Raw genomic sequence first — 26375 nt, 5'->3', positions numbered from 1 at the left:
TATTTTATTTTTTATTATGTAGAAATTAATTCTCACGCTTATTACTATACCACACTATGTTTCAGAAAAGAAATATTGAATTAGTAGTTTCAAGAAATTTTCGAATTTAAGACACATTTTCCTCTATAAATAGGTTTATTTCGGACATTTTAGTGATTTAAATACACGAAAAGAGTGATTGTAAAAAAGTGTTGAATTATATAAATAGAAAATGAATTTAATTTAAACGATGATTAAATCAAAAAAATAGAGGATGAAAAAACATGAATCTGACGTTTTTCCATCCCCGTATAAACATATGATCTATTTAGCTATTTCAGGTAATTCATCCTGAATTTTTTCCACTTGCTCTTGAATTTGCTCGATTCGTGGTTCTGTTTGAAATTTAAAATTCTCAATGTCTTGATTGATGCCTTCAATGAACGGCTCGATATAAATTTCTGCTGTTGCCTGTAAGGCTTGCGCAGATTCTTTAAACTGATCAAGTTTGTCAGAAAAGTCTTCTCTTAGATCTGACCATTCATCTAATTCATCGACAAATTTTTGACGGGTCGCTTTTCCGCTTCGTGGCGCAAAAAGTAAACCGCTGGCAGCACCGACGATGGCGCCAAAGAACAATCCTTTAGAAAATTTACTCATTTATGCTTCCTCCTGTTGTCTGATCTTATCAGCGATTTCCTGCATTTCTTCAGCTGTATACTTTCCTTGATTATTACCAAAGTGGATCGAAAAGTCATCTGTTTCTTCATAACGCGGAATCAAGTGGATATGGGAATGGAAAACAGATTGATAGGCTAGTTCTTTATTATTATTGATGATGTTTAATCCCTGCATCTCAGGAAAAGCTTTTTCAAGCGCACGAGCAACTAGCGGCACTCGAGCAAAAACTTCTCCAGCAAGTGCGGGCTCATACTCGAAGATATCTGTCACATGCTCTTTAGGAACAAGCAAGGTATGTCCTTTAGTTACCTGGGTAATATCTAAAAAGGCATAGACTTTGTCATCCTCATATACTTTATAGCTAGGAATTTCCTGATCGATGATCTTGCAAAAAATACACTCTGTCATGATGTCCCTTCTTTCTTTAAACTCTTTCTTTTACTTTACCACATCTTGAATTTCAATTGGGAGTAAAAGTTCATGAAACCTTCAAAAAGTTCGTGGTATAATAGATTCACGATAAAATTTAGTTGGAGGTACCTCATGAGTTTAGTAATTGAACACTTAACAGGTGGATATGGACATATCCCTGTTTTAAAAGATATTAATTTTGAAGTAAAGTCTGGTGAGATGGTAGGTCTGATCGGTTTGAATGGTGCTGGTAAAAGTACAACGATCAAAAATGTGATCGGCTTGCTAACGCCGCAGAAGGGAAAAATTTCGATCGATGGCGAAACATTGAAACAACAGCCTGAAAGCTATCGTAAAAAAATTGGTTATATTCCAGAGACCCCTTCTTTATATGAAGAATTGACTTTAAGAGAACATATTGAAATCACTGCGATGGCCTATGATATCCCAATCGAAGAAGCGTTTGAACGGGCAGATGGATTATTGAAAACTTTCCGACTTGAGAATAAGTTAGATTGGTTTCCAGCGAACTTTTCAAAAGGAATGAAGCAAAAAGTCATGGTATTATGTGCATTTTTGATTCAGCCCAGTCTATATATCATCGACGAACCATTTTTAGGACTTGATCCATTAGCCATTCATGCGTTGTTGGAGTTGATGGATAATATGCGTAAGCAAGGAGCAGGGATTTTGATGTCTACTCATATCCTTGCGACAGCTGAACGTTACTGTGATCGCTTTGTTGTGTTGCACGATGGTGAAGTCCGAGCAGTCGGCTCAATGGAAGAGTTGCGAAAAGAGTTCGATTTACCTGATTCATCTTTGGATGATATTTATATTGCATTGACAAAAGAAGAAAAGGTGGGGTAGTATGTCTGGATTTTTTGGCATCCGTTTAGCGCGCCACTTGAAAAAAATGATGAAGTATATGCGTTATGTTTTTAATGATCACTTTATCTTGGTTTGTGTCTTTTTGTTAGGCGGATTAGGCTTTTATTACTCTCAGGTGCTGAAAACCTTGCCGGTAAATTTTGTTTGGGGCAGACCGATCGTCTTGATTCTTTGGTTATCATTACTACAGATCGGTAGAATTGCTACGTTGGCTGAGGAGGCAGACAAAGTTTTTATATTACCTAAAGAGCCTGAAATGAACAGTTATTTGAATCGTGCGATGCGTTATTCTTTTTGGCTGCCGTTAGTCGTTTTAGGTTTGATGAGCGGTATGTCGATGCCGTTAGTTGTGGTATCAACAGGCTGGGCGTTTTCTACCTTCATCTATTTTTTTGTTATGCTAGGAATATTGAAAGCCAGTCACTTACGATTACAAAAATATGAATTGTATCAAATCTCTTCAAGTCAATACAACCAATGGTCTATGTTATGGTTGGCTACTTGTTTATTAGCCATTGGGCTTAGTCTTTATATAATGCCTTTGGTAGGGATACTTATCGCGCTTGTTCAATTTTTAAGTTTCTATTATATATTAGGTAAAAAAGAACAACAGGTATCATTAGACTGGGAGAAAATGATCAAATTAGAAAAAAATCGGATGCATCGGATTTATCAATTCATTCATCTGTTTACTGATGTACCGGAGATCTCCAGCAGTGTCAAACGTCGGAAATTCTTAGATCCATTTTTAGCTAAAATCAAGAAGACAACTCAAAATACCTATATCTATTTATATGCCCGTAGTTTTTTAAGAGGCTCTGAGTATAGTGGTTTATTTATCCGACTGGTTTTAGTTTGTGGTGTGATTCTATTTTTCCTTAAAGAATTTTGGATTTCTATGGGTGTTTCTGTACTATTCATCTATCTGATCGGTTTTCAGCTGATTCCGATTTATACGCAATTCGATTATATGGTGATGACGCAGTTATACCCTGTGCCAAATGAACAGAAAAAACAAGCAGTCAGTCGTCTAGTGTCACTATTACTTTTTGCTGCTGCAGTACTATTTAGCTTGTTTGTATTGATTGCACTGCCAGATGTGAAAGAAGGCTTAATGATTATTGCTGCCTTGGTAGTGGAAGTTGTATTATTTGCTAAGTTTTATGTTCCGTATCGTCTGAAGAAAATGGAGGTTTAAACATGCATATTTTGTGGAATGATCAAATTGTTGAACGTGATGAAGTAAAAATCGATATCGAAGACCGTGGCTATCAATATGGTGATGGACTTTATGAAGTTGTTCGAGTGTACAACGGGCATTTATTTATGTTAGAAGAGCATTTAAACCGTTTGTGGGATGGAGCAGAAAAGATTCGTATGACTTTGCCATTTACGAAGGATGAACTGGCAGCAAATTTACAAAAGCTGGTGGCTCTTGAAGGAATTCCAGAAGGAAAGCTTTATTTTCAAGTGACTCGCGGAATTGATTCACCTAGAAACCATGCTTTGCCAGACCCTAAAAAGGTCACAGGTGTGTTGACAGCGAATATTACTGCTTGTGAACGTCCAGTGAAAAAAATGCAAGAAGGAATTACGGTAGCGGTCGTTCCGGATACACGCTGGCTGCATTGTGATATCAAATCATTAAGTTTGATGGGCAATATTTTATCCCTGGATGAAGCAAGACGACAAGGCTTTGATGATGCGGTACTTATTCGCGATGATAAAGTCACAGAAGCGTCAGCAGCGAATTTTTGGGCGGTCAAAGATGGAACAGTTTATACTCATCCAGATGGAAATTTGATTTTACCTGGGATCACTAAACGGAAAATTTTAGAATTGGCCCGAGAATTGAATATCCCTGTCAAAGAAGAGGCCATTTTCGAAGAAGAACTGTTCACGGCAGATGAATGCTTTGTTTCCGGATCAGTGACAGAAATCGTCCCAGTCGTAAAAATCAATGAGCATATCGTTGGTTCTGGAAAACCAGGAAAAATCACGCAACAACTGATAAACGCCTATATTGCTAGCGTAGACCAAGTTTGTGCTGTAGCAGAATAGAGAAAGAAGCTGAAAGAACAAGAGAGATGCTTGACGTGAGGTGCTATGGAAGCTAAAATGATAAGTACTGTAAACAATGAACGATAGATATAGGGCTTTCATATGAGTGTGGATCATTTTTCTAGTCGAGACTAAGCGGGCTCATTCTGCTTTTGCTGAGAAACACAGTGAATGAAGTGAGCTGATGTAGAACAGTACAAGACTTTCGAAGAAAGTGTTGATCATTTGTATTATCTAGCTGCACAAATCAATCCTTAGGAAAATAGATAAATTGCCAGTGAAACAAAAAGCATTTCAATGTCAATTTCCTAATTTTCTACAGGATTAAGCGATTTGTTCTGCTTTTATTGTTATCCAGCTACATGAGCCAGTCTCTCGAGAAAAAGATAAAACCTGGATAAGGCAAAAAGCGCCTCAGTCATGTTTTCCTATTTTCTAGTCGAGACTAAGCGGGCTCATTCTGCTTTTAAATGTTATCTAGCTGCACAAATCAATCCTTAGGAAAATAGATAAATTGCCAGTGAAACAAAAAGCGTTTCAATGTCAATTTCCTAATTTTCTACAGGATTAAGCGATTTGTTCCGCTTTTATTTAAATCGTGTTAAGATAGGAGATAATTTCCATGGCATTTCAGTTGGATAAGGAGTGGCGCTTGCAGCCAATAAAAGGCGCAACCGGTCAAACTTTCATGGGCATACGTGCGGCTGAACGAGTATTCATCAAACGAAATACGTCTCCTCTTTTGGCCGCTTTATCTAAAGAAGGAATCGCACCGAAGCTAGTTTGGACTAAGCGGACAGTCACAGGAGATATTTTGACTGCACAAGAATGGTTAGATGGACAAGTGCTGCGTGCACAGGAAATCGGGCAAAGAAATGATGTGGTCGATGTGCTGTATCATTTGCATCATTCGCATATGCTGAAGAAAATGCTGGAAAAGATCGGCGGGAAAGTACAGACTCCTGCAATGCTGCTTCAAGCATATGAGGAAAAACTGCCGGCAGAACTTCGAAATAATTCGTATCTCGAACGTGTTTATAGCTATTTATTGCGTACGGTTCCTACTTACTCAGTTCATAACTATATGGTCGTTCATGGGGATGTGAATCATCGAAACTGGATCGTTTCTAAAAATTACTTATACTTAGTTGATTGGGATTCAGTGATGATTGCCGATCCAGCCTTAGATTTAGGTATGCTGCTGGGGCACTATGTGCCGCAAGAGAGCTGGAATAAATGGCTTCTGTCATATGGTATGCATCCAACAGAAGAAAATTTGACCAGAATCAAGTGGTATGCACTGTTCAATTTCCTTCAAGAAATCCTGCGGCATTATCAGTCAGGGGAAAAGCGGGAAATGAATGCAGAGATTTTAAAATTGAAACAAGCTTTTGGCTATTAAGAAATTGAGGTTCCAGTCGTTGCTTCATGTAAAAGAGTGACTTAAAAATAACAGAGGGCGGTACAAAATCGGCAGGTTTTGTCCTACCCTCTTAAAATTTGTGATAAAGAAAGGGAAACTAAAATTATGCGCATGAGAAAAAGAGCAGGGGCTGCTGAGTTGTTAGCAAGTCATCCTGAATTAGTTGTAGAAGGGCCAGAAAAATGGCAAGGACGCTGGCAGGAACGTTTTGGCAATGATCATCCAATCCATATCGAGATCGGTTCAGGCAAGGGCCAATTTATCGTAGGAATGGCAAAAGCTCATCCAGAAATCAATTATATCGGGATCGATATGCAGTTAAGTGTGTTGTCGATTGCTTTAGATAAGGCGTTGGAAGAAGCTCTCCCTAATCTCCAATTGCTACATGTCGATGGAAGTGCACTGACTGAGTATTTTGCTGAAAATGAAATCGATCAAATTTATTTGAATTTTTCTGATCCGTGGCCAAAAACGCGTCATGAAAAGCGTCGATTAACGTTTAAAACCTTTTTAGAAACAGATGAAACGATTTTGAAACCAAACGGAGAAATCCACTTTAAAACAGATAATCGTGGATTATTTGAATATTCTCTAAGCAGCTTCTCAAAATATGGCATGATTTTAGAACAAGTTTGGCTTGATTTGCATGCAAGCAATTACGAAGGAAACATCATGACCGAGTATGAGGAAAAATTCTCTGCTAAAGGACAGCCTATTTATCGTGTAGAAGCGAGATTTCAGTCTAATCAATAAAAAACGTAAAAATAGCGTTTGACACCGGTTTCACACTGTGGTATATTTTAACCATAAAACACAGGGTGTAACTATTAAATTAGGCACGACCTAAGAAAAGTCATTTTTCTTAGGTCGTTTTTGCGTAAAAAAGTTACGTTATTTTGTCTGTTTTTAACTCGAGTTTGTTAGAAATAAACGAAAAGGAGTGATTGGAAAAATCAACAAAAGTACGTAGTAAAAAGTCACTTAGCCTTTTTGGAGAAGGGATTGTTAATGAAAATGCTTATCGTGAAAAAGATCAATCACAATGTTGTTTTGGTGGATGATCATGGGGTAGAAAAAATTGCTATGGGGAAGGGCATTGGTTTTTCAGCAGTCGTAAACGAGGTATTTGATGAGTCGTCAGCTGATAAAATTTTTGTTTTAGATTCGAAGGAAAAAACGAAGATGTTCAGCGAGATGGCAGCACAAATTCCACTGGAATTTATTGAGTTTTCAGAAGAAATCATTCACTTTATTCAATCAAAGATCCAAGTGCCCTTAGATTCAAATATTTATATCGCTTTAACAGATCACATTTATTTTGCGATTCAGCGAAAAAGAGAAGACAGTCAGGTGACAGCGATCATGCTGCCGGAAATGAAGTTGCTTTATCCTGAAGAATATTCAACGGCTGTTGAAGTGGTAAAGCTGATCAATAAACGCTATGAGACAGAGTTAGGCGCAAATGAAGTTGGATTTATCACGATGCATATTATCAATGCGGAATTAGGGGAGCGAAATAGTTTAAACAGCTTAAAGATTTTAGAAATGACAGCAGCTATTTTGCAGATGCTGGAAAAAGAGTATTTTGGTGTATTAGATAAAGAATCGCTTACGTATCATCGGCTGATGATCCATATAAAATTTTTAGTAAAACGTTTGATCTATCAAGAAAAGGTGTCTGATGAAGATTATTCATTCTTTAATCCGTCTTTTCAAGAAAGTCAGCCTTATAAAGTGGCGAAATTCATTACAACTAAGATCGAAGAAACATACCAAATGACTATTCAAGAAAATGAAACAGTGTATTTAGCAGTGCATTTGGCAAGAATTAAATAAAACAATGATTAGGGTGTTACTATTCGGTAGGCGTAACCTAATGAGAGAGTATTCAGTTTTATACTGGAGTTCTTTTATTAGGGTGCGCCTTTTTTACTGTTTAGAAAGGAAGAGGAAAAATGGGAAAAGTAATTATCAACTCAGACGATTTTGGATACAGCCGCGGGGTGAATTATGGGATCATCGATGCTTATCGTGAAGGGATTTTGACTTCAACCACGCTAATGGCGAATATGCCGGGATTTGAACAGGCAGTCCAGTTGAAAAAAGAAAATCCAGATTTAGGTGTTGGCGTTCATTTGACATTGACTTGTGGACAACCACTTTTAAAAAATGTTGATACATTGATGGATGGAAAGGGTTCTTTTAAGAAATTAGCTTATTATGAACAACCTTTTGAAATCGATTTGGATGAGCTATACCAAGAATGGAATAGTCAAATTCAAAAGGTTTATCGTTCAGGGATCGTACCTACTCATTTAGACAGTCATCATCATGCACACACTTTTGGACAAAATCAGGAAGTAGTTGTTGCTCTAGCAAAGAAATATGATTTGCCGGTTCGCGGGAATTTTGAAGAAAAAGAGCAGGTGCGTCATGTTGATTACTTTGAGCGATTCTTTGATGATGTAGGCGTAGATGAGCCGAAGGAACGTCAAATAGACAAAGGAATCGATGAATATTTAGCGGATCTGCTGGAAAAATTAAGATCGGTAAAAACAACGGAGATCATGTGTCATACAGCTTATATCGATCAAGAGTTATACCAGGGATCAGGGTTTGTTTTTCCACGAATCAATCAGGTCGAATTTTTGATTCATTCAGAGTTTGCGAAAACAGTGAAACAGGATAAGGAGATCGAACTGGTCACGTATCGGGAGATTTGCTGAGAATTATAACGAAAGTATTGGGTTGATGATGGACAGTACAAGACTTTCGAAGAAAGTGTTGATCATTTGCTGAGAAACACAACGAAAATGATTGAGTTGATGTTGAACAGTACAAGACTTTCAAAGAAAGTGTTGATCATTTATATTGTCCAGCTACACAGGCTAGCTCTTCGGAAAAAAGATAAATATTGAGTGAGATAAAGAGCATCTCAATCAATATTTCCTATTTTTCTGTCAGAGCAAAACGAGCCTGTTCCGCTTTTATCATTATCTAGCTGCATGAGCCAGTCTCTCGGAAAAAAGATAAAATATAAATGAGGAAAAAAGCACCTCAGTTATATTTTCCTATTTTTCAGTCGAGACTGAACGGTTCATTCCGCTTTTATCGTTATCTAGCTGCACAGGCTAGCCTTTCGGGAAAAAGATAAAAATAGAGTGAGGCAGAAAGCACCTCAATCGATTTTTCCTATTTTCCTGTCAAGGCTGAGCGAGCCTGTTCCGCTTTTATCATTATCCAGCTGCACAAATCAATCCTTAGGAAAATAGATAAATTGCCAGTGAGACAAAAAGCGTCTCAAAGTCAATTTCCTAATTTTCTACAGGATTAGACGATTTGTTCCGCTTTTAATTTAAGGAGGAGTTATCATGTCGAGTTTTAAAGCGAATATTCAAAAATTGGGAAGAGCAATGTTGCTTCCTGTTGCTGCAATGCCGTTGGCGGGTTTGATCATGCGTTTATCTGCGGATGATATGCTGAATATTCCGGTGATCGGTGCTGCCGGAAATGCTGTTTTTGGGAATTTAGACATTCTGTTTGCCATTGGTGTAACGATCGGTTTTGCTAAGACGAAGGATAAAGGGATTCCAGCTTTGACTGGGTTTCTAGCAATTGCAACGTTGAAAAAAGGGTTGGAGATCATGAATCCGGCTGTAAGTATGGGGATTTTTGGCGGGATCATTTCTGGGTTGGTTGCTGCTTGGACCTATAATCGTTTCAAAAATCAAAAATTACCAATGGTATTTTCTTATTTTGCAGGCGAAAAATTTCCGTTGACGATGGTCATGATTTTACAAACGATCACAGCAGTTGTTTTTGGGGTTATTTGGCCGATCATCCAAACAGGGATCGATAGTTTCGCAAAATTATTAGTAGACATGGGTGCATTTGGAGTCGGTATTTTTATGTTCCTGAATCGATTGTTGATTCCATTTGGGCTTCATCATGTCTTGAATACCTATGTTTACTATGATCTAGGAAGCTATACATCGCCAAGTGGAGAAGTTTTCCGTGGTGAGATGACTCGCTTTATCAATGGAGATCCGCAAGCAGGATTATTCTTATCTGGATTTTTCGTGGTAATGATGTTTGGTATACCAGCGATTTGTTTAGCGATTTATCGTGCAGCGTTCAAAGAAAATAAAGAGATGGTCAAAGGGATCATGGGGAGTGGTGCGGCAACGTCATTTATCGCAAATATCACAGAACCTGTTGAATTCAGCTTTATGTTCATTTCGCCAATGCTTTATGTCGTTCATGCATTCTTCGCAGGTTTGGCAGGATTTGTCTGCTACCTATTCAATATTCGAATCGGTTTTACCTTTGGTGCCTGTATCGTGGATTACTTGATCAATTTTAGAATCGCAACGAATGCGATCTTGATTCTTCCGATCGGATTAGTGTTCTTTGCACTCTATTACTTCACATTCTATTACCTGATCAAAAAGCGTAATATCCCAACTTTAGGAAGAGAAGTGGCAACAGAATTTGGGACAGAAACAATAGAAGAAGAGGAAAAAGAACTAACATTAGCAAGTAAAAACTATGAATATATGGCGAAAAAATTATTGGATGCTTTCGGTGGTGCAAAAAATATTGCGGACGCTTATAGCTGTAATACACGATTGAGAGTAGAGGTTTTGGACAGTTCTGTAGTGAATGAGCAACGAATCAAGCAGTTAGGTGTTAGCGGAATCATCAAACCGACAGAGAAAAATTATCAAGTGATCGTTGGTTTGGAAGTAACGTATATCATGGCTGAATTTGATAAATTATTAGAAAATCAAGGATAGGTGAAGACAATGACAAAAAAACAAATCATTACAATCGCAGGTGGCGGAAGCACATATACGCCAGGAATCATTCAAGCTGTTTTAAATAATGCGGATCGTTTACCAGTTGCGGAAATTCGATTATACGATATCGATAAAAAAAGAAATGATGATATGTATCTAATCATTGATTTTATGCTGAAAAAAGATGGCTACGATGAGGTGAAACTATCATCAACAGAAGATCCTAAAACAGCATTTACGGGCTGTGATTTCATTTTCTCACAAATTCGTGTAGGCGGAATGAAAATGCGGGAGCAAGATGAAAAGATCGCTTTGAAGTATGATTTAGTTGGTCAAGAAACCTGTGGCTTAGGTGGCTTTGCTTATGGGATGCGTTCAATGGGCGGTTTGCTTGAAATCGTTGGGTATGTTCAAGAATTTGCTCCAGATGCTTGGATTTTGAATTATACGAATCCTGAATCGATCGTTTCAGAAGCCGTTCGCCGGACGTATCCGACAGCGAAAATGATCAATGCATGTGATATGACGATTTCAATTGAAGAAACGATCGCTATCAACTATGGCTATGATCGAAAAAACTGGATACCTAGCTACTATGGATTGAATCATTTTGGCTGGTATACCTCTATCTACGATAAATCTCTAGGTCGCGATGTGATGCCTGAAATCATCGAGAAACTGACGACTCAGGAAATGGCAGTAGCTGATTTCAACGCTGGAGATAAGACATGGCAAGAGGCATTCAGTATGATGTCTGTGATCACCAAGAATTTCCCAACACACATTCCAAATAACTATTTAGAATATTACTTATACCCAGATATGGTCGTTGAGCATGCGGATAAGAATTATACACGAGCAAATATGGTCATGGATGGGCGAGAAAAAAATACACGGGAAATGGCGCAAAAAATTCGTGATGGTTTGACAGAAGACGTCTTAAATTTCAATTTTGGCGAGCACGGTCAATACATCGTTGATATGGCAACGTCATTGCTGAATGACGAACGTCGTCGCTTTATGTTGATCGTACCAAATCAAGGGGCGATCCCGAATCTTAGAGCAGATGCAGTAGTAGAAGTACCAGCTTATGTGGGTGCTACAGGTGTTGAACCGATTTCCTTGAGACAACCGATCAATGATTTCCATAAAGGCTTGATGGAAGCACAAGTTGCCGCAGAAAAATTATTAGTGGATGCATACTTTGAAGGATCTTATCAAAAAGCACTACAAGCCTTCACATTAAATCAAACAGTACCAAATGCCAGAGTTGCGAAGTTAGTTTTAGACGACATGATCGAGGCAAATAAAGAGTACTGGCCAACATTGGCATAAAGGTTAGGTGGAAAATGAGATTCTTTAAAAAGAAAAAGTCATTAAAAGCTGTAGCAGAAGGTCGATTGATCCCTTTAGAAGACGTGGATGACGCTGTTTTTTCCAAGAAAATGATGGGGCCTGGCTTTGCGATCACCGAACATACAGGGCAAGTGTATGCACCAGTCTCTGGAAAAATCTTAAACATTTTTCCAACACTTCATGCGATCACGTTAGAAAGTCGATCGGGAGAGACGATCTTGATCCATATGGGATTAGATACAGTAGATCTAAAAGGAGCCCCTTTTTCATTACTTGTAGCAGAAAATGGAACAATTAGCTGTGGGCAAAAGCTAGCGGAAATGAATCTTGCACTGCTGAAGAACGAAGCAAAAGATCCGGTGATAATCGTTGTATTACCAGAGACTGACAAAGGGGAGATCATCAAAGGAAAAGAGCATGTTTCTATCGAAGATGATGTGTTTAAACTTTGAGCAAATAAAATTCAGTAGAGAAAACAGCGGAACGCTCTGCTGTTTTCTCTCTTTGTAATTAGAAGGAGATATCGATGTATTTACTTTATTTTTTACCTGCGCTTGGCTGGGGCTTGATGCCAGTGATCGCTTCTTTAACAAAAGCCAAACCGATCAATCAGTTGATAGGAACTACGATGGTTGCGTTGCTGTGCGGAATCGTTGTCTTATTTTGTTTGAAGCCGCAGTTGACTGTCTCGCTGTGTATTGTCACCTTTTTGTCAGGTTGTCTGTGGGCGATAGGACAGTATTTACAGTTTCACTCATTTCAATTGATGCCCGTTTCTGAGGCAATGCCGATTTCTAACGGGACCCAATTGATAGGAACAACGTTAGTTGCGGTATTCTTTTTTCGAGAGTGGCAAGGTATCCAAGCGTTTATCATTGGAGGAACAGGTATCTTGTTGGTCATTTTTGGAATCGTCTGTACGTCATTTTCTAAAGAGCAGGAGCAACAGAAGCTTACAGCAGATTTTAAGCAGGGACTTCTTTTTTTACTGTTTTCTTCAAGTGCCTTAGTATTGTATGTGACATTGCCGCAATTTTTTTCTATCTCTGGAACAGCTGTTATTTTTCCTCAATCAGTAGGGATGTTTATGAGTTCATTATTACTTGCTTGGGCTGAAAAATCAAAAGTCGATCCTGTAGCAATCATGAAAAATTGGACGACGGGATTGGCATGGAGTGTTGCTAATCTAAGCTTATTTTTAATTATTCCATTGATCGGTGTTGCGAAAAGCTTTACCTTTTCACAGCTAGCGGTACTAGTCTCAATTTTTGGTGGACTTTGCTTTTTAAGAGTTCAAAAAACAAAGAAAGAATTAAGGCAAATTATTTTAGGAGCCTTTTTGATCACAGCGGGAATTTTACTCGTTGGACTAATCAAGCAATAAGAAGAGAGAAAATGGGATAAAAGTGTTTATTCCCGAAGCTTCCACCGTTTATTGGTTTTAAAGAGGACTGGGTCGTAACTCGTAGAGTTATGTCCCGGTTTCTCTTTTTTTGTAGGTACCTACATATTTTTGTTGACATTTAAAACAGGTACCTTTATAATTCTTTTTTGTAAGGTACCTGTTTTAATTTTGTATAATCGATTAAATGAATAAAAGCATAGGAGATGATGAGATGATTGCTTGTTTATTTTTATTTTATGATTTTTGTAAGACACAACGATTGAAAATCAAAAGAGATATGCCTGTATATGCATAAATAATAAGTAGTAGATGAAAGAAGGGAAATACATGAAAAAAATAATCAAACGTCTTCCAAAGGCGACAACAGCAATTGCAGTTTTATTTTTATTAGTACAAACATTTAGTGATTTGTATTTACCCACGTTGACAGCTCAATTGATCAATCAAGGAGTTGTTCCAAATGATCAAACGATTATTTGGCAAAAAGGATTTTTAATGTTAGGGTTTGCGATTATTAGTTTTGGTGGAGCATTGATCAACATTTATTTTGCGGCTAAGGTATCGTATGGCTTAGGCGGTGAATTACGAGAAGCATTGTTCAAAAAAGTTACTTCATTTTCGCAAAAAGAAATGGATCGATTTGGCTCTTCTTCATTGATTACCAGAAATACAAACGATGTGACTCAAGTACAAAATCTAGTTGAAATGGGCTTGAAATTTTTGATTCTAGCACCTCTTTATCTAGTCGGCGGGATCTATTTTGCCTATCGGTTAAGTCCATCATTAACAATGGCATTTGTTTCTGTAACACCGATTATTTTGATCGTCTGCTGGTTGATTTTCCGTTATACCAATCCTTTATTTGATAAAATGCAGCGAAAGATCGATCAGCTGAACCTAATTTTTAAAGAAGGATTGACAGGGATAAAAGTGATCCATGCGTTCAATAAAGAACAGGAAGAGTATCAACGTTACCAAAAAGAAAATGAATCGTATACCAAATTAGCGATTCGCTCAAATACAGCCTTTAGTTTCTTGATGCCTTTCATTACGTTGATGATGAGCTTAGCAACGATCGCAATCACTTGGCTAGGTGCAGGACTGATCGATACAGGGCAGATGGAGATTGGAACGATGATGGGTGTTGTGTCTTATGCAGCACAAATTTTAATGGGCGTCGCTATTTTAACAATGGTTCTTTCTTCGATTCCGCGTGGACAAATTTCTGCGAAACGAATCAATAATGTGTTGGAGACAGAAAATGTGATTCAAGATGGTTCAAGTGATTTCGCTGAGCATGAATCTAAAACCAATAGTTTGATCCTAGACCAAGTTTCATTCAGCTATGATGGTGCGGAGGAAGACGCCTTAGAAAGAATCTCTCTTTCTGTTCGATCAGGAGAAACCTTGGCAATTATCGGAAGTACAGGTTCAGGAAAAACGACGTTAGTCAATTTACTAGACCGCTTGTATGATCCACGTAAAGGATCGATTCGTTTTAATGAGCAGGAAATCAGTCAGATATCTCAAAGCAATTGGCATGAACAAGTTAGTTTAGTACCTCAAGTAAATCAGTTATTTTTTGGAACGATCCGTGAAAATTTATTGGTTGGAAATCAACGGGCGACAGATGATGAGCTTTGGGATGCTCTAGCATTAGCGCAGGCCGTAGATTTCGTCCAAGCACAAGGTGGTTTAGATGGCGCGGTAGAAAAAAATGGCGGCAATTTTTCCGGCGGTCAAAAACAACGACTCTGTTTGGCGAGAGCATTTGTAAAAAATGCTGCGATCTATCTTTTTGATGATTCATTTTCGGCACTTGATTTCAAAACAGATGCAATGATCCAAAAAAAGATGAAGGTTCATTTAAATCAAGCAATCAAAATTATTGTGGCACAAAGAATCACTACTGTGAAAAATGCTGCAAAAATTCTTGTATTGAATGAAGGTCAAATGGTTGGTTGGGGAATACACGAGGAATTGGCCGAAACAAACGCGGTCTATCAAGAAATCATTCTTTCACAAGAAGACAAGGAGGCAGCCTGATGAGTAAAGGAACACCGATGAATAGAGGCGTCAAAGCGACACCAAAAGATTTAAGCGGAACACTTAAGCGATTGATGAGCTACATGAAAGAAAGTCTTTGGCTGATCGTGTTAGTCGCAGTCATTGCAATCGCAGGTACACTGCTTCAAGTGCTAAGCCCTAAATTATTAGGATCAGCAACGACATTGATTTTTGCAGGAATCAAAGCAAAAACAGGAATTGATTTCACAAAGCTTGCCATGATATTGGGGATCGTCGGAGCAATGTATGTTGGTAAAGCAATCGCGGACTTTGTACAACAGTGGTTGATGACAGTTGTTTCACAAAATACAACCAAAACCTTACGAAACGAGTTAAAGACAAAGATCAATGAGTTACCAAGTGATTATTTTGACAAGCATTCAAATGGAAACCTGATGTCGATCGCGATCAATGACATGGACAATATCGCAACGATGCTGCAGCAAAGTTTGACTCAATTACTTTCTAGCGTGATTTTAGTCATCGGTGTGATCTGGTTGATGCTGACGATCAGTTGGAAATTGACTTTGGTCGCTGCATTGATTTTACCCTGCAGTTTTTTGATAACGAAACTGTTTACACCAAAAGCACAGGAAAATTTCAAGAAATATTTACACGTGCAAGGCAGCTTAAATGGTCAGATCGAAGAGGCTTTCAATGGTCATACGGTAATCAAAAGCTTTAATTATGAAGAAAAATCTGAGCAGCAATTTGAAACGTTCAATAAAGAAATGTATGAAGCCGGTTGGAAATCAAAATTTTTCGGCGGTTCAATGATGCCGGCGATGATTTTATTGAAAAATCTAGTTTATGTCGTGATTTGTACTGTCGGTGCTGTTGAAGTGGCTGCAGGTGCGATCTTGATCGGAAATTTACAGGCATTCCTTCAATATTCAACGCAATTTTCTCAACCAATTAGTCAATTCTCTCAAATATGGAGCGGGATTTTATCGATCGTTGCTTCTGCGGAACGGGTCTTTGAAGTATTGGATGAAGAAGAAAGAAAACATTATGAACAGACATTTCCTAATCAGCTGGATGACTCGGCTAAAGTACGTTTCGATCATGTTCAATTTGGCTACGGAGAAGAATTATTGATGAAGGACTTTTCTTTAGCGGTTGCACCCAAAGAAACGATTGCGATTGTCGGACACACAGGTGCAGGTAAGACAACCTTAGTTCATTTATTACAACGGTTTTATGAAATTTCTGGCGGTAGTATTAAAATCGATGGAATCGATAGCCGAAACTTTACGCATGAACAGCTACATCAAAAGATCGGTATGGTCTTACAGGATACTTGGCTTTTTTCAGGAACGATTTACGACAATATCAAGTACGGCAATCCTGATGCAACGAAAGAGCAGGTCTATGCTGCAGCTAAAGCGGCTTTTGTGGATGAGTTTGTTCGAAAATTACCGGAAGGTTATGAAACGGTTTTGAATGAAGAAACAAATAATATCTCACAAGGACAAAGACAGCTGATTACGATCGCCCGAGCCTTTTTAGCGAATCCGGAAATCTTGATTTTAGACGAAGCGACATCGAATGTCGATACTAGGACAGAGATGCTGATTCAAAAAGCAATGAAACAATTGTTGGTAGGTCGTACCAGTTTTGTTGTAGCTCATCGTTTGTCTACGATTTATGATGCCGATAAAATCATCGTGATGGATCAAGGAGATGTTGTAGAATCAGGGAATCATCAAGAATTATTAGAAGCTGAAGGTGTTTATTCGGACATCTATAATAGTCAATTCTTAAGTGATGTTGCCTGAGTACAGTGACAACAGGAGGAATGATGATGGAAATACCAATTCCCAACAGTGGTGACTATACTGGATTTCTTGAAAGCTTGCTGACATTTGCAATCAGTTTTTTCATCGTAGCGGGCTATTGGAACGATCATCGGAAATTGTTTGAGCAGATCAAAAAAATCAATGAACCATTCGTTATCAGAAATACATGTTTTCTTTTCTCTTTAGTTTTGATTCCATTTTTTACGAGCTGGTCTATGGAAGCTGCGGATAAACAGCTGCCTACACTTGCTTATGGTTTATTACTGATTGCTGTCAATGGAACATTTAGTCGTTTGTTTAAAGCAGGGATTCCGTTGGCAGTGGAAGAAGAGAGCAGACAAAAATAGTTGAAACAATTATATGCAGCAAGAGATCGTTTATACTATGGAGCCATCTTATCAGTCATGCTCGTTGGCTGGTATGTGCCTTCATTAGCGCTGGTATTGTTTATTGGTGTTCCGATCGTTAGTTATTTTTTGAAAACAAATGTGGAAGAATCTTTTGGGCGTAATGGGAAACGCGCACGAGGAAGATTTGACCAAAATAGAAAGAATCAGAGAAAAACGAGTCATTAGTTTTTCTCTGATTCTTTTTATTCTTTGATTCTCTTGACATCGATCACTGTACCAGTGAGCGCATCTGCTGTGAATTCATATTGGACCATAACGCCGTCTTCTAAACGAGAAATACCGCCATTATAGGTTTTTGAATGAATCGCAAATTTCCGAAGTGGCTTTTTCTCAAATTCGATCCATGATCCTTCTATCGGGCCTTCTTTTAAAAATGCTTCTTTGACATTTTCTAAAACTAGGTCAGCATCTACGGTTCGTTGTTTTTGATACCATAATGTAGAAGCAATCCCACTTATGATACCCAGACTCACACCGATCGCTAAGCCGCCTTTGAAATAGCTTAATTCATTTTCTTCATTCATGGGAATAACCTCCGAGTATAGTCAATGTTTGCCGAAAAAATCGACCTTTCTTTTATTTTACCATACATGAAGGAAATATCGAAAAACAAAAAACGTGGGCAATTAAAAAAATTTGCGTTATAATAAATGATGAAATTAGATGAAAGGAGTATCTGCCGTTTCTGTTTGAATGATGTGTTATTTTTACAGAAAAGAAAGGTTCATCCTTGAAACTTAAAAGGGTAGCTGGCAGATAATATAATGATGGAAGAAAAAACATTTCAACGCATCAAAGAATTGACTGAATTGCAAGGAACCAGCGGATTTGAAGACGATATTCGTGTGTATATGAAAAAGCATATGACGCCATTAGTGGATGAGATCCAATATGATGGTTTAGGCGGTATCTTTGGTCTTAAAAGAGCAAAAGAGCAAGATGCACCACGTGTGATGGTTGCGGCTCACATGGATGAGGTCGGTTTTATGTTGACTCAAATCAAAGATAATGGTCTATTTCAAGTCGTACCTTTAGGTGGCTGGAATCCATATGTTGTTTCAGCACAACGCTTTACTTTAAAAACAAGCAAAGGGAATTATCCTTGTATTTCTTCTTCCGTTCCTCCGCATTTATTGCGTGGAACAAGTGGCCAAAAGCAGCTTGAAGTAACCGATGTGTTATTTGATGCAGGCTTTGAATCAAAAGAAGAAGCAGAAAGCTACGGCGTACGTCCAGGAGATTCGATCGTACCTCAAACTGAAACGATCAAAACAGCGAATGGTAAAAATATCATCAGTAAAGCTTGGGATAACCGTTACGGCTGTACTTTGGTTTTAGAAGCATTGGAAGAATTGCAAAATGAACAATTAGGTCATACATTGATCGCTGGTGCGAATGTTCAGGAAGAAGTTGGTTTGCGTGGTTCTAAACCATCTGTTCACAAGTTTAAACCAGATTTATTCTTTGCAGTAGACTGTTCAGCTGCCGATGATTTACAAACGAAAAAAGGGACGTATGGACATTTAGGTGAAGGAACACTATTACGTATTTATGATCCTGGTTTGATCACGTTACCTCGTGTCCGTGAATATTTACTGGATACTGCAGCGACACACAATATTCCATATCAATACTTTGTTTCTAAAGGCGGTACAGATGCAGGTGCGGCTCATACAACGAATAACGGGGTTCCAAGTACAGTGATCGGTGTTTGCGGACGTTACATTCATACGCATCAAACGATGTTCAATATCAAAGACTATGAAGCAGCTCGCGAAATGCTGATCCAAGTCTTAAAAGGCTTAGACAAGACAACAGTCAATACGATCATTTACGGAAAGTAGAGGGGTCAATATGATTATTCCAACATCTTATGAAGAATTAGCGGGTTATGTAGAAAAAGATAAGAGTGTCTTTTTCTTCACTGCAGATTGGTGCGGCGATTGCCGATATATCAAGCCGGTCATGCCTGAGATCGAAGCCGAATTCTCAGATTTTCAGTTTATTGAAGTTGATCGGGACAAATTTATCGATCTGGCCTCTGAGTGGAATATTTTCGGGATCCCAAGTTTTGTCGTAACAGATAATGGCAAAGAGCTGGGCCGTTTGGTCAATAAAGATCGTAAGACCAAAGAAGAAATAACCACCTTTTTAAACGGTCTTCGTTAGTAGTAGTCAGTAAAAGATCCAGTGTCAGAATCAAATGAATTTGATTGGGAGATGGGTATCATGTTAACACAAACGTATAAAAATATTTTAGTCGGTGTCGATGGCAGTGAGCAAGGAAATTTAGCTTTTGAACAGGCAGTTGAGGTGGCTAGAAGAAATAATAGTCGCGTGATCGTCGTTCATGTCATAGAAAATCAGGTATACACTATGATGGGCTATTCATCCTTGAATGATAATCTGTTGGATCAAGAAACAGAAACAGCAAAAGAATTACTGGCAGATTGTGAAACGTATGCTAAGAGTGTTGATTTTACTCAAGTAGAAACCGTTGTAACCTATGGGTCTGCTAAAGATGTGATGTGTAATGATCTACCGAAAAAATACGAGATCGATTTGATCATGGTGGGACAATCGGGTCTAAATGCAGTCGAACGTTTTATGATCGGCAGCGTCAGCAGTTACATTATTCGGAATGCGCCTTGTGATGTGCTGATTGTTCGTCCAGATAAAAAGAAAAAATAAATGTCGGTATAGATAAAAAACGAGTGAAGCAAAGCGCAATCGTTTTGTTTCACTTATTTTTGTTTTGCCGATCAAAAGTGGCATCGTTCGTCATTTTTTGTTAAGATAGGACGGTAGTAAAAGAGCGTACTTCTCAGAAAAAAACTCGTGATAAGGAGCATCACGCTCAATTTTCTCTATTTTTCATTCGAGACAAATCAGCTCTTTCAGCTTTTAAAACTATCTAGCTATACAGACTAGCCTTTCGTGAAAAAGATAAAATAGTATTGAGTCAAAAAGCAACTCATTCATATTTTCCTATTTTCAAGATAAGGCTGACCAGTCTGATCAGCTTTTAAAATTAGGAGGAAAAAAATGATTTTTGCATATAATAAAGAACATGTTGGTGACGTATTGTTCGTTATCGCAGCGGATGATAAAGGACAAGAAAATCACGTTGAACGTAAAGGAAATATTGCTCGTGTTAGCGCCGATGGGCAAGTTGTTGCGTGGAATATTTTCGAAGCATCAACGATTTTGGGGACGATCGATGGCTCAGGTCAAGTTGAATTGACTGATGAGCAATTGGCTAAGCTAAATCAAGAGCTGACAGCGGCTGGTTTTTCAGAAACGCTAGCTGTAGATCATGAACCAAAAATCGTTGTTGGTTTTGTCAAATCATGCAAGAAACATCCTGACTCAGATCATTTATCGATCACACAAACAGAAGTAGATAATGGAGAAGTTCTTCAAATCGTTTGTGGAGCATCAAATATCAAAGCCGGTCAAAAAGTCGTTGTTGCTAAACCTGGTGCAATGATGCCGGATGGTTTGATGATTTGGCCAGGCGTATTACGTGGTGTGGAAAGCTTTGGTATGATCTGTTCAGCAAGTGAACTTCGTTTGCCGGATGCACCAGCTAAAAAAGGAATCTTAGAATTACCGTTTGATGCAGTAGTTGGCGAAAAATTTACTGTAGGAAAATAAAAAAATAGCGGAACATCATCAAAAATGATGTCCCGCTATTTTTATGCTATTCATTTGTTTGAGCGTTTGTTTTTAAAGCAGATTGATCGATCGTCAATTCTACATCGACACTTTGTTCTTTCCCATCGCGGTAGAATGTAACTTTCATTTTATCTCCGACTTTTTTCTTGTACAGTGCACTTTGTAATTCAGTCACTGAGCTGATATCTTCATCATCGATTTTTGTGATAACATCGTATCGTTCAAGCCCAGCTTTATCTGCTGGAGTAGCAGTTTGGACAGTACGGACAAGGACACCTGTTTGAACATCGTCAGGCAAGTTCAAAATTTCTTTTCTTTGCTGAGTTGAGACATTCGTCAATTCTTCCATTGAGATCCCTAATGCTGGGCGAGTCACTTTGCCATCTTTTTCTAGTTGATTGATGATATTGACTACGTCGTTACTAGGAATCGCAAAGCCCATACCTTCAACACTTACTTGGCTTTCAGATTGAACGATCTTAACAGAGTTGATTCCGATAACTTGACCTTCGATGTTGACTAAAGGACCGCCGGAATTTCCTGGATTGATCGCTGCATCTGTTTGGATCGCATTGATGTTAATTGCTTGTCCATTGTTTTCATTTTGGATATTTCTGTTAACAGAAGAGATGATCCCTTGTGTTACAGAGTTAGCATAAGCAGAACCTAATGGAGAACCGATCGCTAAGGCTGGTTCACCGATTTTTAATTTATCTGAATTTCCGAATTCTGCAATTGAATCAACTTTATCAGAAGAAATCTTGATCACTGCAAGGTCAGTATATGAATCTGTACCGACTAATTCACCTTGTACTTTTGTCCCGTCATGCATGACAACTTCAAGCCCTTTTGCTTGGTCTACTACGTGATTATTTGTAACGACATATGCTGTTTTGCCATCTTTTTTATAGATGACGCCGCTCCCTTCGCTAGCTGCTTCAAGGTCACTGCCATTTGATTCATCACCGTTTGCTTCATTCCCATTTTGACCACCAAACAGGCTGCCAAAGTCAGAATTTTGACTAGTACTCTGTAAGTTGATCACTGAGACAACAGAGTTTTGGACCTTTTCTACGGCCTTAGTGACATCACTGTTGACATCCAAGCTGACATTAGTAACTTTAGTGTCTCCTTTTGTATCTTTTACAGAGGTATTGGTTGTTGAATTACTATTCGAAGAATTATTTTGTCCTGTAATTGCGTAAGCTCCACCAAAAGCCAAAGCACCACCAAGTAATCCTCCGACTAAACCAATCCCAAATTTTTTGAATACGCCATTTTGTTTTTTATCTGAATCAGGTGTAACATCTTTTCTTTGCATATAAGCAACCTCCTAATTATCTATCATTATTTATTATATTTAGTATAGTCTTTCAAGACAACTTTAGTCTACCGAACAGCTTTGAATTTTTTATGAACAAGTTAGGGAGAAAAACAGATATAAACAATGAAAAAAAGTTTGCGGTGCCACACTTATACACATGAATTTGTGAAAAACTATTAAAAAAGTGAGGAAAAATCCAGTGCAAAAGTTATCCACAAAATGTGGATAATGTGGAAAAGTAAACGGGAATATGTGTTTGTATCTAAAAATACCATGAAATAAAGGATAAATGACCTTAGATCTGTGGATAAGTCTGTGCATATGTGCATAACTTTGTGGGAAAGTATGTGGAAGAGTAAAATCATTCATGATAAAATTGTTAACAACTGAAAGAATCAAACATAGGAAGAGACGTGAATCTGTTGAAAATAAAAATCATTACCGTAGGAAAGCTAAAAGAGAAATATCTGGTTCAAGGAATCAATGAATACTTAAAACGACTGCAAAGCTATGCGAAGGTTGAAATCATCGAAGTCGCAGACGAGAAAGCACCAGAGAATCTAAGTGAAGTAGAAATGCTACAAGTCAAAGGCAAAGAAGGCGAACGGATCTTGGCGAAAATTTCTGATCAGGATCATGTATTTGTTTTAGCGATCAATGGCAAGCAGTATAGCAGTGAGGACTTTTCAAAAGAAATTGAACAGTTGGGGATCGATGGAAAAAGTCAATTAGCCTTTGTGATCGGCGGATCACTTGGGCTGAGTGATGAGGTGATGAAGAGAAGCCAAAAGCAGATGTCATTTGGTAAGCTGACTTATCCACATCAGCTGATGCGGTTGGTATTGGTGGAGCAGATTTATCGCGGGTTCCGGATTATGCGGGGGGAACCGTACCATAAGTAGGGATAGAAAATCACAATAAAAGGAATCGTATCTGATCTTATCGGGTACGATTCCTTTTTGTAAAAGTGTAGGGTTGATATCATTAAAAACGAATTAGTTGTTAATAGTAGTGTGATTTTCTATTTTTATACTCACTGGGCGAAATTCCCATCTCCTTTTTAAATACTTTACTAAAATAATTTCCTGTAGAAAAACCAACCTTTTTTGCGACAACATCCACTGCGTTATCCTCCCATAATAGCGATAATGAATGAAGGATGCGCACTTTTTTTAAATAGTGTATCGGTGGCGAGTTATAAGCTACTTCGAATTGCCGAATCAATTTGTATTTTGAGAGTTTGTATTTTTCAGATAAAAACTCTAGACTAATATCATCGAAATAGTGTTCATCAATATATTCTTTTACAGTCTTGATGATATCTGCTTTTTGTTGGGTTTCTTTTTGCACCTCGTCCTTAATATCTAAAAAAAGAGCAAATGCAGCTTTAGCATTTTGCGTAACCGTTAATTCCTGGGTTTTCAGATCAAGAATAAATCTTTGCAGCAGTTCAATGAATGCTTCAGATAATTTAAAAACGGTAACCGATGTATCTAACCATTGGATCATACTTCCTGAAAACTCTACAAATAGAAAGTGCCAATCTTCACCGAAATAACGATAATTTCCAGGTATTTTAGCAAAAAAACCCTTATTTTGTGTTAAGCTAACAGTTTTGTCTCCTATTTGTATAAATCCTTGTCCCTTTAATGTTACTTGCAAAACAATTAGTTGTTCTTTTCGATTACGTGCATCCCAATCATAATGAATACTTCCTTGTCCGACACCAATACCTCGGATGAGTGGTAAATGTCGGTCATCGATGTAATGAAATTGACGTACAAAATTCTGCAATTTATTACCCTCCGTGAAATAATTTCTTCTTGTTACTTCTGATTATACTCGATATCATGAATATAATAAAAGAAGAGGGATGATAAAAATGTCAATCTATTTTGATGCATCACAGAATTTTTTTCACCTAAGCAATAATGAAATCAGTTATATCATTGGTATCGAAAAAAAACAATATCTTACCCATAGATATTTTGGTCCTCGTTTGGCAGAGTATCATCAAGTCAATCAGCTGCAAATGATCGATCGCGGTTTTGCTACGAATCCAATCAGTGAAGAACGTACTTTTTCGCTAAACACGCTACCACTTGAAACGAGCACGCAAGGTAGCTTAGATTATCGAGTGAGTAATTATCAGTTTCGGAATATAGATGGACATTGTATTACTAATTTTGCGTATGATCATTTTGAAATTTCAGAAGGCAAGCGACCTTTAGAAGGTCTCCCTTCACTAAGGGGAGACCAAGGACAAACCTTAGCAATTTATCTTGTAGATTCTATCCAGTCACTTGAAATGGTGTTGTATTATACGATATATGAAGATCTTCCTGTCATTACACGTAGCGTATCATATACAAACAATGGAACACAGATAGTCTATATAGAAAATGCTGGTTCGATGCTCTTAGATTTTCCCCGTTGCGACTTTGACTTACTAACATTTAACGGGGCCCATACAAATGAAGCAACAATCCATCGCCAAGCTCTCCATCCTGGTATACAAAAAATCGCATCGACCAGAGGAACGAGCAGTCCGCAGCATCATCCGTTCTTAGGGCTTGCTGATCGGTATACAAATGAAGATCAAGGGGATGTTTATGGTTTTCATTTTATTTATAGTGGAAATTTTGTTGCTCAAGCTGAAGTAGAGCAGTATGGAAGCACACGGATTCAAATCGGAATCAATCCAGAGACGTTTGAATGGAAATTGTCACCTGGAACAACTTTTCAAACGCCAGAAGTTGTGTTGAATTTTAGTAGGAAAGGATTTAATCAACTTTCTCAGACGTTTCATACGTTATACCAAACCTATCTAATTCCTAAGCAATGGCAACAGGAGGAGCGTCCCATTTTACTTAATTCTTGGGAAGGCAATTATTTTGATTTTACTGAAGAGGACTTGATTCGCCAAGCTCAATTAGCGAGTACATTAGGGATTGAATTATTTGTTTTAGATGACGGATGGTTTGGCCAACGGACAGATGATACAACTTCTTTAGGCGATTGGTATGTGAACAACGCAAAACTTCCAAATGGGATCGAGCATCTAGCAGATGTTATTCACCAACAAAAGATGAAATTTGGTTTATGGTTTGAGCCAGAAATGATTTCTGTAAAAAGTCGTTTGTTTGAAAGACATCCAGAATGGAGTTTACAGGTTCCAAATTACCCTCAAACACAAGGGAGACAACAGCTAGTCTTAAATTTAAGTTTGCCAGAAGTTCAAGACCACCTCATTCAAATGCTGATAGCGTATCTGTCATCAAATAAAATCGATTATATAAAATGGGATATGAATCGACATTTAACGGAAGTGGGCAGTTTTCTTTTACCCAATGATCAGCAAAAAGAAGTTAGCCATCGTTATGTCTTAGGACTATATCGTATTCTATCTGAAGTAACAGAACGATTTCCCCAGGTCCTTTTTGAAAATTGCTCTAGTGGTGGCGGACGATTTGATCCAGGAATGATTGCTTATATGCCTCAAACTTGGGCAAGTGATAACACAGATGCGTTATGTCGCTCGAAAATCCAATATGGCTATAGCTATCTGTATCCGCCAATTATGATGGGCGCTCATGTTTCAGATAGTCCTAATCATCAAGTAGGTCGAAATACTCCCTTAGAAAGTCGCTTTTTAATTGCGATGAGTGGAAACTTTGGCTATGAAATAGCAATCGAGAAACAATCGCCACAAGAACTCGAAATGATAAAAGAGCAAATTATATTTTATAAAAAGCATCGTAAACTGTTACAGTTTGGTCAATTCTATCGTTTAAAAGAACTTGATGCGTCTTATTCTACTGCTTGGCTATTTAAAAATGAAACAGAAGCGCTTCTTGTCTATTCCAATGGACTAGCACAACCAGCACAAACGGTTCAGTATTTAAAAACAAAATATCTTGAGGAATCAGCTCTTTATAAGGACATGAACACAGAGGAAATATACAGTGGTAGTGAATTAAATCACGCCGGCATTCTTATACCGAGGATCAAAGGGGATTTCAATTGTTTCTATATTCATTGGACTGTTATTAGGTAAATGCTACATTAAAAAGATCCCTTACAGCGAATCG

26 protein-coding genes are annotated in these 26375 nt (G+C 38.0%); 21 read left to right on the top strand and 5 right to left on the bottom strand.

Annotated features, from left to right (window positions below; translation table 11 throughout):
• Nucleotides 1-303 precede the first annotated feature (303 nt).
• A complete protein-coding gene (locus A5889_RS07875; protein ID WP_087640647.1) occupies nt 304-639 on the bottom strand; it encodes a YtxH domain-containing protein in 336 nt (111 codons plus the stop codon).
• On the bottom strand, nt 640-1068 hold the full coding sequence (locus A5889_RS07870; RefSeq protein WP_087640648.1) for an HIT family protein: 429 nt from the start codon (nt 1066-1068) through the stop codon (nt 640-642). It abuts the gene before it with no gap.
• 135 nt (nt 1069-1203) lie between these two features.
• On the opposite strand from A5889_RS07870, the gene A5889_RS07865 reads away from it, so the two are divergent.
• The 15 genes from A5889_RS07865 (at nt 1204) to A5889_RS07795 (ending at nt 17447) form a co-directional block, all read left to right on the top strand.
• Entirely contained in the window at nt 1204-1941 is a 738-nt protein-coding gene (locus tag A5889_RS07865; protein WP_087640649.1) for an ABC transporter ATP-binding protein, read from the top strand.
• A 1-nt stretch (nt 1942) separates the two neighbouring features.
• Entirely contained in the window at nt 1943-3160 is a 1218-nt protein-coding gene (locus A5889_RS07860; protein WP_087640650.1) for an ABC transporter permease, read from the top strand.
• A gap of 2 nt (nt 3161-3162) precedes the next feature.
• Nucleotides 3163-4023 (top strand): D-amino-acid transaminase, encoded by an 861-nt coding sequence (dat, locus tag A5889_RS07855; RefSeq protein WP_087640651.1) that lies wholly within the window; start codon nt 3163-3165, stop codon nt 4021-4023.
• Nucleotides 4024-4645: 622 nt separating this feature from the next.
• The gene (locus A5889_RS07850) at nt 4646-5425 is read left to right on the top strand and encodes a phosphotransferase family protein (RefSeq protein ID WP_087640652.1); all 780 of its coding nucleotides are present in this window, start codon (nt 4646-4648) and stop codon (nt 5423-5425) included.
• Nucleotides 5426-5551: 126 nt separating this feature from the next.
• Nucleotides 5552-6199: a tRNA (guanosine(46)-N7)-methyltransferase TrmB gene (gene trmB, locus A5889_RS07845; protein WP_087640653.1), complete on the top strand. Its 648-nt coding sequence runs from the start codon at nt 5552-5554 to the stop codon at nt 6197-6199.
• Between the two features lie 261 nt (nt 6200-6460).
• Nucleotides 6461-7282 (top strand): PRD domain-containing protein, encoded by an 822-nt coding sequence (locus A5889_RS07840; protein WP_087641525.1) that lies wholly within the window; start codon nt 6461-6463, stop codon nt 7280-7282.
• Nucleotides 7283-7401: 119 nt separating this feature from the next.
• A complete protein-coding gene (gene chbG / locus A5889_RS07835; RefSeq protein WP_087640654.1) occupies nt 7402-8172 on the top strand; it encodes a chitin disaccharide deacetylase in 771 nt (256 codons plus the stop codon).
• A 645-nt stretch (nt 8173-8817) separates the two neighbouring features.
• A complete protein-coding gene (locus tag A5889_RS07830; RefSeq protein WP_087640655.1) occupies nt 8818-10242 on the top strand; it encodes a PTS transporter subunit EIIC in 1425 nt (474 codons plus the stop codon).
• Nucleotides 10243-10251: 9 nt separating this feature from the next.
• Nucleotides 10252-11580 carry a maltose-6'-phosphate glucosidase gene (locus A5889_RS07825; RefSeq protein WP_087640656.1) on the top strand — a complete coding sequence of 443 codons (1329 nt, stop codon included), beginning with the start codon at nt 10252-10254 and terminating at the stop codon, nt 11578-11580.
• Between the two features lie 14 nt (nt 11581-11594).
• Nucleotides 11595-12053 (top strand): PTS sugar transporter subunit IIA, encoded by a 459-nt coding sequence (locus A5889_RS07820; RefSeq protein WP_087640657.1) that lies wholly within the window; start codon nt 11595-11597, stop codon nt 12051-12053.
• A gap of 74 nt (nt 12054-12127) precedes the next feature.
• Entirely contained in the window at nt 12128-12985 is an 858-nt protein-coding gene (locus tag A5889_RS07815) for a GRP family sugar transporter (protein ID WP_087640658.1), read from the top strand.
• A 348-nt stretch (nt 12986-13333) separates the two neighbouring features.
• Nucleotides 13334-15052, top strand: a complete 1719-nt coding sequence (locus tag A5889_RS07810) for an ABC transporter ATP-binding protein (RefSeq protein ID WP_087640659.1) — start codon at nt 13334-13336, stop codon at nt 15050-15052.
• Nucleotides 15052-16851 (top strand): ABC transporter ATP-binding protein, encoded by a 1800-nt coding sequence (locus A5889_RS07805; protein ID WP_087640660.1) that lies wholly within the window; start codon nt 15052-15054, stop codon nt 16849-16851. Before A5889_RS07810 ends, A5889_RS07805 begins: the two co-directional genes overlap by 1 nt.
• 26 nt (nt 16852-16877) lie before the next feature.
• Entirely contained in the window at nt 16878-17219 is a 342-nt protein-coding gene (locus A5889_RS07800) for a TMEM175 family protein (protein ID WP_176372817.1), read from the top strand.
• On the top strand, nt 17220-17447 hold the full coding sequence (locus A5889_RS07795; protein ID WP_087640662.1) for a hypothetical protein: 228 nt from the start codon (nt 17220-17222) through the stop codon (nt 17445-17447).
• A 17-nt stretch (nt 17448-17464) separates the two neighbouring features.
• On the opposite strand, the gene A5889_RS07790 is transcribed toward A5889_RS07795, so the two are convergent.
• Entirely contained in the window at nt 17465-17806 is a 342-nt protein-coding gene (locus A5889_RS07790; protein ID WP_087640663.1) for a peptidase, read from the bottom strand.
• 243 nt (nt 17807-18049) lie between these two features.
• Between A5889_RS07790 and pepA the strand changes: the two genes are divergently transcribed.
• The 4 genes from pepA to ytpR all read left to right on the top strand — a co-directional run bounded on the left by pepA (nt 18050) and on the right by ytpR (nt 20939).
• Complete coding sequence (gene pepA / locus A5889_RS07785) at nt 18050-19126, top strand: glutamyl aminopeptidase (protein WP_087641526.1); 1077 nt, start codon at nt 18050-18052, stop codon at nt 19124-19126.
• Between the two features lie 10 nt (nt 19127-19136).
• On the top strand, nt 19137-19451 hold the full coding sequence (locus A5889_RS07780) for a thioredoxin family protein (RefSeq protein ID WP_087640664.1): 315 nt from the start codon (nt 19137-19139) through the stop codon (nt 19449-19451).
• A gap of 60 nt (nt 19452-19511) precedes the next feature.
• Nucleotides 19512-19973, top strand: a complete 462-nt coding sequence (locus A5889_RS07775) for a universal stress protein (protein WP_087640665.1) — start codon at nt 19512-19514, stop codon at nt 19971-19973.
• Nucleotides 19974-20327: 354 nt separating this feature from the next.
• Nucleotides 20328-20939 carry a YtpR family tRNA-binding protein gene (ytpR, locus tag A5889_RS07770; RefSeq protein ID WP_087640666.1) on the top strand — a complete coding sequence of 204 codons (612 nt, stop codon included), beginning with the start codon at nt 20328-20330 and terminating at the stop codon, nt 20937-20939.
• A gap of 46 nt (nt 20940-20985) precedes the next feature.
• Here the strand turns inward: ytpR and A5889_RS07765 are convergent, their stop codons facing one another.
• Nucleotides 20986-22281: a S1C family serine protease gene (locus A5889_RS07765; protein ID WP_087640667.1), complete on the bottom strand. Its 1296-nt coding sequence runs from the start codon at nt 22279-22281 to the stop codon at nt 20986-20988.
• 425 nt (nt 22282-22706) lie between these two features.
• On the opposite strand from A5889_RS07765, the gene rlmH reads away from it, so the two are divergent.
• On the top strand, nt 22707-23186 hold the full coding sequence (rlmH, locus tag A5889_RS07760; protein ID WP_087641527.1) for a 23S rRNA (pseudouridine(1915)-N(3))-methyltransferase RlmH: 480 nt from the start codon (nt 22707-22709) through the stop codon (nt 23184-23186).
• Between the two features lie 100 nt (nt 23187-23286).
• On the opposite strand, the gene A5889_RS07755 is transcribed toward rlmH, so the two are convergent.
• Complete coding sequence (locus tag A5889_RS07755) at nt 23287-24078, bottom strand: helix-turn-helix domain-containing protein (protein ID WP_087640668.1); 792 nt, start codon at nt 24076-24078, stop codon at nt 23287-23289.
• Nucleotides 24079-24166: 88 nt separating this feature from the next.
• Here A5889_RS07755 and A5889_RS07750 point away from each other — a divergent pair, with 88 nt between their 5' ends.
• Nucleotides 24167-26341, top strand: a complete 2175-nt coding sequence (locus tag A5889_RS07750; protein ID WP_087640669.1) for an alpha-galactosidase — start codon at nt 24167-24169, stop codon at nt 26339-26341.
• Nucleotides 26342-26375 lie beyond the last annotated feature (34 nt).

The sequence above is a fragment of the Enterococcus sp. 9D6_DIV0238 genome (assembly GCF_002174455.2).
Lineage (GTDB): Bacteria > Bacillota > Bacilli > Lactobacillales > Enterococcaceae > Enterococcus_L > Enterococcus_L dunnyi.
This window is presented reverse-complemented; position numbering and strand designations above follow the sequence as displayed.

Coding starts and splice junctions, on each gene's coding strand:
- A5889_RS07800 (WP_176372817.1), top strand. CDS start 16,878: ATGGAAATACCAATTCCCAACAGTGGTGACTATACTGGATTTCTTGAA.
- A5889_RS07865 (WP_087640649.1), top strand. CDS start 1,204: ATGAGTTTAGTAATTGAACACTTAACAGGTGGATATGGACATATCCCT.
- trmB (WP_087640653.1), top strand. CDS start 5,552: ATGCGCATGAGAAAAAGAGCAGGGGCTGCTGAGTTGTTAGCAAGTCAT.
- A5889_RS07780 (WP_087640664.1), top strand. CDS start 19,137: ATGATTATTCCAACATCTTATGAAGAATTAGCGGGTTATGTAGAAAAA.
- A5889_RS07860 (WP_087640650.1), top strand. CDS start 1,943: ATGTCTGGATTTTTTGGCATCCGTTTAGCGCGCCACTTGAAAAAAATG.
- ytpR (WP_087640666.1), top strand. CDS start 20,328: ATGATTTTTGCATATAATAAAGAACATGTTGGTGACGTATTGTTCGTT.
- A5889_RS07805 (WP_087640660.1), top strand. CDS start 15,052: ATGAGTAAAGGAACACCGATGAATAGAGGCGTCAAAGCGACACCAAAA.
- dat (WP_087640651.1), top strand. CDS start 3,163: ATGCATATTTTGTGGAATGATCAAATTGTTGAACGTGATGAAGTAAAA.
- A5889_RS07820 (WP_087640657.1), top strand. CDS start 11,595: ATGAGATTCTTTAAAAAGAAAAAGTCATTAAAAGCTGTAGCAGAAGGT.
- A5889_RS07815 (WP_087640658.1), top strand. CDS start 12,128: ATGTATTTACTTTATTTTTTACCTGCGCTTGGCTGGGGCTTGATGCCA.
- A5889_RS07825 (WP_087640656.1), top strand. CDS start 10,252: ATGACAAAAAAACAAATCATTACAATCGCAGGTGGCGGAAGCACATAT.
- A5889_RS07765 (WP_087640667.1), bottom strand. CDS start 22,281: ATGCAAAGAAAAGATGTTACACCTGATTCAGATAAAAAACAAAATGGC.
- A5889_RS07790 (WP_087640663.1), bottom strand. CDS start 17,806: ATGAATGAAGAAAATGAATTAAGCTATTTCAAAGGCGGCTTAGCGATC.
- A5889_RS07875 (WP_087640647.1), bottom strand. CDS start 639: ATGAGTAAATTTTCTAAAGGATTGTTCTTTGGCGCCATCGTCGGTGCT.
- chbG (WP_087640654.1), top strand. CDS start 7,402: ATGGGAAAAGTAATTATCAACTCAGACGATTTTGGATACAGCCGCGGG.
- A5889_RS07850 (WP_087640652.1), top strand. CDS start 4,646: ATGGCATTTCAGTTGGATAAGGAGTGGCGCTTGCAGCCAATAAAAGGC.
- A5889_RS07775 (WP_087640665.1), top strand. CDS start 19,512: ATGTTAACACAAACGTATAAAAATATTTTAGTCGGTGTCGATGGCAGT.
- A5889_RS07750 (WP_087640669.1), top strand. CDS start 24,167: ATGTCAATCTATTTTGATGCATCACAGAATTTTTTTCACCTAAGCAAT.
- pepA (WP_087641526.1), top strand. CDS start 18,050: ATGGAAGAAAAAACATTTCAACGCATCAAAGAATTGACTGAATTGCAA.
- A5889_RS07870 (WP_087640648.1), bottom strand. CDS start 1,068: ATGACAGAGTGTATTTTTTGCAAGATCATCGATCAGGAAATTCCTAGC.
- A5889_RS07830 (WP_087640655.1), top strand. CDS start 8,818: ATGTCGAGTTTTAAAGCGAATATTCAAAAATTGGGAAGAGCAATGTTG.
- A5889_RS07810 (WP_087640659.1), top strand. CDS start 13,334: ATGAAAAAAATAATCAAACGTCTTCCAAAGGCGACAACAGCAATTGCA.
- A5889_RS07840 (WP_087641525.1), top strand. CDS start 6,461: ATGCTTATCGTGAAAAAGATCAATCACAATGTTGTTTTGGTGGATGAT.